Origin of the sequence: Streptomyces sp. NPDC046831 (assembly GCF_040645305.1) — a bacterium.
Classification (GTDB): domain Bacteria; phylum Actinomycetota; class Actinomycetes; order Streptomycetales; family Streptomycetaceae; genus Streptomyces.
Map to the genome: position 1 here is coordinate 160,119 of NZ_JBEYXZ010000010.1, position 6,000 is coordinate 166,118.

7 protein-coding genes and 1 tRNA gene are annotated in these 6,000 nt (G+C 72.5%); 1 reads left to right on the plus strand and 7 read right to left on the minus strand.

The genetic code is table 11. From position 1 onward, the window contains the following. Positions 1-172: 172 nt before the first annotated feature. The 7 genes from ABZ920_RS12245 to ABZ920_RS12275 all read right to left on the minus strand — a co-directional run bounded on the left by ABZ920_RS12245 (position 173) and on the right by ABZ920_RS12275 (position 4,611). Positions 173-245, minus strand: a tRNA-Ala gene (locus tag ABZ920_RS12245). 119 nt (positions 246-364) lie between these two features. Then, entirely contained in the window at positions 365-1,030 is a 666-nt protein-coding gene (locus tag ABZ920_RS12250; protein WP_361502312.1) for a histidine phosphatase family protein, read from the minus strand. After that, the gene (gene rsfS / locus ABZ920_RS12255; protein WP_361502237.1) at positions 1,024-1,467 is read right to left on the minus strand and encodes a ribosome silencing factor; all 444 of its coding nucleotides are present in this window, start codon (positions 1,465-1,467) and stop codon (positions 1,024-1,026) included. Before rsfS ends, ABZ920_RS12250 begins: the two co-directional genes overlap by 7 nt. A 191-nt stretch (positions 1,468-1,658) precedes the next feature. Then, positions 1,659-3,401, minus strand: coding sequence for a LytR C-terminal domain-containing protein (locus ABZ920_RS12260; RefSeq protein WP_361502240.1), 1,743 nt, complete (start codon positions 3,399-3,401; stop codon positions 1,659-1,661). Positions 3,402-3,417: 16 nt separating this feature from the next. Next, positions 3,418-4,092 (minus strand): nicotinate-nucleotide adenylyltransferase, encoded by a 675-nt coding sequence (gene nadD, locus ABZ920_RS12265; protein ID WP_361502243.1) that lies wholly within the window; start codon positions 4,090-4,092, stop codon positions 3,418-3,420. Positions 4,093-4,173: 81 nt separating this feature from the next. After that, positions 4,174-4,338: a hypothetical protein gene (locus ABZ920_RS12270; RefSeq protein ID WP_361502246.1), complete on the minus strand. Its 165-nt coding sequence runs from the start codon at positions 4,336-4,338 to the stop codon at positions 4,174-4,176. A gap of 108 nt (positions 4,339-4,446) precedes the next feature. Next, positions 4,447-4,611 (minus strand): hypothetical protein, encoded by a 165-nt coding sequence (locus ABZ920_RS12275; RefSeq protein WP_361502249.1) that lies wholly within the window; start codon positions 4,609-4,611, stop codon positions 4,447-4,449. Between the two features lie 86 nt (positions 4,612-4,697). Between ABZ920_RS12275 and ABZ920_RS12280 the strand changes: the two genes are divergently transcribed. Next, positions 4,698-5,840, plus strand: coding sequence for a M48 family metallopeptidase (locus ABZ920_RS12280; protein ID WP_361502251.1), 1,143 nt, complete (start codon positions 4,698-4,700; stop codon positions 5,838-5,840). Positions 5,841-6,000: the final 160 nt, after the last annotated feature.

Sequence of the window (6,000 nt, forward strand, 5' to 3'; positions counted from 1 at the left end):
CACCAGGCTCGGGCAGTGGCGGCGGCGCCTGTGGCGGCCGCCGCGAGAAGGTGATACGGATCACGCGGCCGTCGCATCGCACCATCTCGTCGGCCGGACAACAGAAAATCCCGCCCCTGCCGGGGCGGGATTCTGATCACCGATCTGTGACGGCTCGACAGGGAGTCGTCCGTGGAGCTAAGGAGAATTGAACTCCTGACCTCCTGCATGCCATGCAGGCGCTCTACCAACTGAGCTATAGCCCCTTGTCCCACGCGGCTGGGCCGCCTGGTCCTTCGCTCCGCTCGGCGGGGCGAACAAGAAGAACTTTAGCCTGCGACCTGCCGGAAAGTGAAATCCGGGTCCCGGGTCGCCCCGGGACGGCTCAGTCGTCGTCGCCGAGGACCGGCTCGGGCAGGGTGCCGGCGTTGTGCTCCAGCAGCCGCCAGCCGCGGGCGCCCTCGCCGAGGACGGACCAGCAGCAGTTGGACAGGCCGCCGAGGCTCTCCCAGTGGCGGGCCTCCAGGCCGAGCAGGCGCCCGATCGTCGTGCGGATCGTGCCGCCGTGGCTGACCACGACCAGCGTGCCGTCGTCGGGCAGCTTCTCGACGTGGCGCAGCACGACGGGGGCCGCGCGGTCGGCGACCTCGGTCTCGAGTTCGCCGCCGCCGCGGCGCACGGGCTCCCCGCGCTTCCAGGCGGCGTACTCCTCGCCGTACCGGGCGATGATCTCCTCGTGCGTGAGCCCCTGCCAGACACCGGCGTAGGTCTCGCGCAGGCCCTCGTCCTGGGCGACGTCCAGGCCGGTGAGCGCGGCCAGCTCGGCGGCCGTCCGCCTGGCCCGCGCCAGGTCCGAGGAGACGATCGCGTCGGGTCCGAGGGAGGCCAGCAGCCGGGCGGCGCGGCGGGCCTGCCCGACGCCGGTCTCGGTCAGCTCGACGTCCGTGGTGCCCTGGAAGCGGCGCTCCACGTTCCAGGAGGTCTGGCCGTGCCGCCACAGGATGATGCGGCGGCCCCGGCCGGTCCGGTCAGCGGCGCCACCGCTCACCAGGCACCGTCCGGCTCCGCCGCCTGTCCGGCGGCCTGCTGCCGGGCGTGCTCCTCCGCCTTGCCACGGGTGGCCTTGGCGTCCTCGGGCAGCTCCACCTCGGGGCAGTCCTTCCACAGCCGCTCGAGCGCGTAGAAGACGCGCTCCTCGCTGTGCTGGACATGGACGACGATGTCCACGTAGTCGAGGAGGATCCAGCGGGCCTCGCGGTCGCCTTCGCGGCGTACCGGCTTCACGCCGCGCTCCTTCAGCAGCCGCTCCTCGATCTCGTCGACGATCGCCTTGACCTGGCGATCGTTGGGAGCGGAGGCGAGCAGGAAGGCGTCCGTGATCGACAGCACGTCGCTGACGTCGTAGGCGATGATGTCGTGCGCGAGCTTGTCGGCGGCCGCCTGGGCGGCGGTGTGGACGAGCTCGAGAGAGTGGTCGGTTGCGGTCACTGCAAAGCTTTCCGTAGGCGGTCACTTGACATCAAGGGTCTCACGGACCGCCGGGCACGCCCCACGTGTCGAAGCCGGCAGGGGCCGCCGCCCCGGCCGGAGCCGCCCCGGCCCGCCGCCACGGGGCCCCGGCCCCGCGGCGGACGGCCCCGCGGGAGGCCGCCCGCACCGGACGCCTCCCGCGGTCCCGGTCACGACGACGGGTCGTAGTCCTGGCCGAGGACGACCGAGACGTCGGCGTTCGAGGTGACCTCGCCCCGGGCGACGGACCCGGCGGGCAGGCCGAGGGTCTTGGCGACCTCGGTGGCGTTCTCCTTGCCGGCGGCGTCGGCGTAGAGGACCTGGGAGGTCTGCCGCACCTCGGACGCCCTGCCGGCCTCGACGAAGGTGAAGCCGCCGTTGAGCAGGACGACGCGGGCCTTGTCGGTGAGGTCCTCGGCGCCGCCGGCGTTCTGCACGGACACCCGGACGGCCGCCGACTGCTCGGGGCTCTTCGCGGTGCCGCCGAGGACGTCCCTGACGACGCTCTCGCTGGTCTGGGCGCTGAGCCTGCCGTCGTCCTGCACCGGCAGCAGCGCCGTCCGGTAGTCGCCGCCCTTGGCGAGGTCGGCGAGCCCGGCCAGGAAGGTGCCGAGGTCCTTGTCGGTGAGCGAGGGGTCGAGGATCTGCGCCAGCGTCTGCACGGTGACGGTGGCGGCCTGCGGGTCGGAGGACACCTTGCGCAGCACGCCCTGCATGACCTGGCCGAACCGCTCCAGCTGGGCGTTCGCGGACTCGCCGGAGGCGCGGTGGGTGGCGTACGCGACGGCCATCCTGCCGCTGAGCGTCTGGTCCTTGCCCTGGTGGACGAGGGGCGCGGCGCCCTTCTTCTTCGTGTCCGGGTCGGGCACGTCGGTGTCGGTGTCCACCTCGATGCCGCCGACCAGGTCGACGAGGTTCTGCAGATAGGGGGTGTCCAGACGCCACGTGCCCTGGATGCTGGTGCCGAGGACGGTGTCGAGCTGGTCCCTGGTGCCGGCCGAGCCGTCGTCGTCGACCGACTCGGCGAGGGTCGTGGTGCTGCCGTCGTCGGAGGTCAGGGCGAGCGTGTTGGGCAGCAGGACCGTGGTGCCCTGGCGCGTGGTGGTGTTGTCGACCAGCAGCGCCGTCGAGGTGCCGCCCCTGACGGTGTTGTGCAGGTGGACGACGATCACGTCGCGCTTCTGGGCGGCCGCGGGGGTGGCGCCGCCGGCCTTCCGGCCGGACGACGACAGCCCGGGCAGCTTCCCGGCGTACCAGAGGTAGCCGACGCCGCCGGCGGCGGCCAGCGCCAGCACGACGACCAGGGCGACGATGCGGCTGCGGGCCCGGCGGCGGGCCTCCTCACGGCGCTCGGTGCGGTTCTCCGTGAACTTCAGCCAGTCGATGACGTCCTCGGAGCGGTCGTCCTCCTCCTCGACGAAGGCGAACTGCTCGGTGTGGTACTCCCCGTCCCCGGCCTCCCGCGCCGGCTCGTCCTCCACCGGGCGGCCCTGCTGCTGCGGGACGCGGCGAGCCTGCCCGGCCTCCCCGGGCTGCCGGCCGGCGGCCTCCGTGCGGCCGTAGGCGTCGTGGGGCGCCGCCTGCGCCGCGCCGTAGGCGTCCGGCTCACCGGTGCCGTAGGGGGCGTGGGCGCCCTGCGAGGCGTAGGGATCGTAGGGGTGGTAAGGGGGTACGGGTGCCTGGCGGCCGGTGTCGTAGCCGTCGTAGGACGGCGCGGACTGCTGCTGCCCGCCCGCCGCGTACGGGTCGTAGGAGTGGTCCTGCTGCTGCCCGTACGGCCTGCCGTAGGCGTCGTACGCCTGCTGCGGAGCCTGCTGTGCCGGGATGTGCCGGTACACGGGCTGCCCGTACTCGTCGTAGCCGACGAGCTCGTACTGGTCGCCCCCGTAGCCGGCGTCGTATCGGTCGTTCACCGGTGCCCCTCCCGACTCACTCGCCGCGGTACAGCTGGCGCTTGTCGATGTAGCGCACCACGCCGTCCGGCACCAGGTACCAGACGGGGTCGCCGGCGGCGACCCTCGCACGGCAGTCCGTGGAGGAGATGGCGAGGGCGGGCACCTCGACGAGGGAGACACCGCCCTCGGGCAGTCCCGGGTCGCTCAGGTGGTGGCCGGGCCGGGTGACGCCGATGAAGTGGGCCAGCGAGAACAGCTCCTCGGAATCCCGCCAGGTGAGGATCTGGCCGAGGGCGTCGGCGCCGGTGATGAAGAACAGGTCGGTGTCCGGGTTGAGCGCGCGCAGGTCGCGCAGGGTGTCCACGGTGTAGGTGGGGCCGCCGCGGTCGATGTCGATGCGGCTGACGGAGAACTGCGGGTTCTCGGCGGTCGCGATCACCGTCATCAGGTAGCGGTCCTCGGCCGGGGAGACGGCGCGGTGGCTCTTCTGCCACGGCTGCCCCGTCGGGACGAACACGACCTCGTCCAGGTGGAACTGGGCCGCGACCTCGCTGGCCGCCACCAGGTGCCCGTGGTGGATCGGGTCGAACGTTCCGCCCATGACACCGAGGCGGCGCTTGCCCGGCGTCGACGGACCGCTGCCGGGACCCCGCTCCGGGCGCTTCACCGTGTCACTCGCCGGACCGGTAGGCATGTCCTGCTCTCCCATGCGTGCAGACCCTACCGGCCCGGCATGAACGCGTCGGCCGACGGACCCCCGGGACGGTCCGGGACGGCGCCGTGCCGCGGCTCAGCGGTCGCGGTTGAAGCGGGTCGTGATCCACAACAGGAGCATCAGGATGAGGAACGCGCAGCCACCGGTGACGAACGGGCTCAGGCTCTCGTGGTTGCCGCCGTGCTCCTCGCCCTCTGCGGCGAGGGTGACCAACTGGGCTGCGGCGCTGTGGAAGCTCATCTTCGGCAGGACCTAACGGGTGTGGGCGGGATAAAGATGTCGGCCCATCGTAAGCGGCGGCCTCCCGGCCGATCACGCCGACTCCGCCGCGGGAACCGTCCCGGCGCCTCAGTCGTCCTTCTGACGGTACCCGCGCAGCAGGAACCACCCGGTGAGCACACAGCCCACCACCATCACGATCAGGACGACCCTGAGCAGGTAGCCCGACCCCTGGTCCCGGGCGGCCGCGCCGGCGGCGTCGACAAGCCACGCGGCTGCGGGGCGGTGCTCCATGGCGGGACTCCTTCGCTGTACTGCCCGTCCACGGTAACTCCGCCTAGGCTGGGCGACGCTCCAGGGGCACACCGGCACACAGACACATGGGGGACGACATGTCGGACGACGGCCGTGGCACGTACCGGCACGAGCGCGCGCCGGGCAGGCAGCGCAGGCGCTTCCCGGGGATCTCCTCGCGCGCCTACGAGCACCCCGCCGACCGGTCCGCCCTGGTCGCGCTGCGCAGACTGAGCGGCTTCGACACGGTGTTCAAGGCCCTGAGCGGCCTGCTGCCCGAGCGCAGTCTGCGGCTGCTGTTCCTGTCCGACTCGGTGCGCGTCTCCGACCAGCAGTTCGGCCACCTGAACGTCATGCTGCGCGACGCCTGCTACATCCTGGACCTGGAGGCGGTCCCGCAGATGTACGTCACCCAGGACCCCCAGCCCAACGCGATGTGCGTCGGCCTGGACGAGCCGGTGATCGTGGTCACCACGGGCCTGGTCGAGCTGCTCGACGAGGAGGAGATGCGGGCGGTCGTCGGGCACGAGGTGGGCCACGCCCTGTCCGGGCACGCCGTGTACCGCACGGTGCTGCTGTTCCTGACCCAGCTCGCCGTCCGGGTGGCCTGGATCCCGCTGGGCAACCTGGCGGTCATGGGCATCGTGACGGCGCTGCGCGAGTGGTTCCGCAAGTCCGAGCTGTCCGCGGACCGGGCCGGGCTGCTGGTCGGGCAGGACCTGCGGGCCTCCCTGCGCGGCCTGATGAAGATGGCGGGCGGAAACCACCTGCACGAGATGAACGTGGACGCGTTCCTGGAGCAGGCCGAGGAGTACGAGGCCGGGGGCGACCTGCGGGACTCGGTGCTGAAGATCCTCAACGTGCTGCCGCGCAGCCACCCCTTCGCGGCCGTGCGCGCGGCCGAGCTGAAGCGGTGGGCCGAGTCCCGCGACCACCAGCGGATCATGGACGGGCACTACCCGCGGCGCGGCGAGGACAAGGACGCCGGGGTCGGCGACTCCTTCCGCGACTCGGCGGCGCACTACGCCGGCCAGGTGAGGAACTCCAAGGACCCGCTGATGAAGCTGGTCACCGACCTCGCGGGCGGGGCCGGGGACCTGGGCGACCGGGTCCGGCGCGGCTTCAACGGCTTCACGGCGCCGCGGAAGGGCGGCGGGCCGGTGGACACCCCGCCGCAGGAAGACCCGGCGCCGGGCACGCGGGACACCCCGCCGCGGGACGAGGACTGAGCAGCAGACGACGGTTGAGCCGCGGCGGGACTGAGCAGCAGACGACCGGCCGACCCGGAGACGAGGACTGAGCAGCAGACGACCGGCCGACCCGGAGACGAGGACTGAGCAGCAGACGACCGGCCGACCCGGAGACGAGGACTGAGCAGCAGACGACCGG

Excerpts from the sequence above, each read along its gene's own strand:
- nadD (WP_361502243.1), bottom strand. The coding sequence starts at position 4,092 with ATGGGAGAGCAGGACATGCCTACCGGTCCGGCGAGTGACACGGTGAAG.
- ABZ920_RS12275 (WP_361502249.1), bottom strand. The coding sequence starts at position 4,611 with ATGGAGCACCGCCCCGCAGCCGCGTGGCTTGTCGACGCCGCCGGCGCG.
- ABZ920_RS12280 (WP_361502251.1), top strand. The coding sequence starts at position 4,698 with ATGGGGGACGACATGTCGGACGACGGCCGTGGCACGTACCGGCACGAG.
- ABZ920_RS12270 (WP_361502246.1), bottom strand. The coding sequence starts at position 4,338 with ATGAGCTTCCACAGCGCCGCAGCCCAGTTGGTCACCCTCGCCGCAGAG.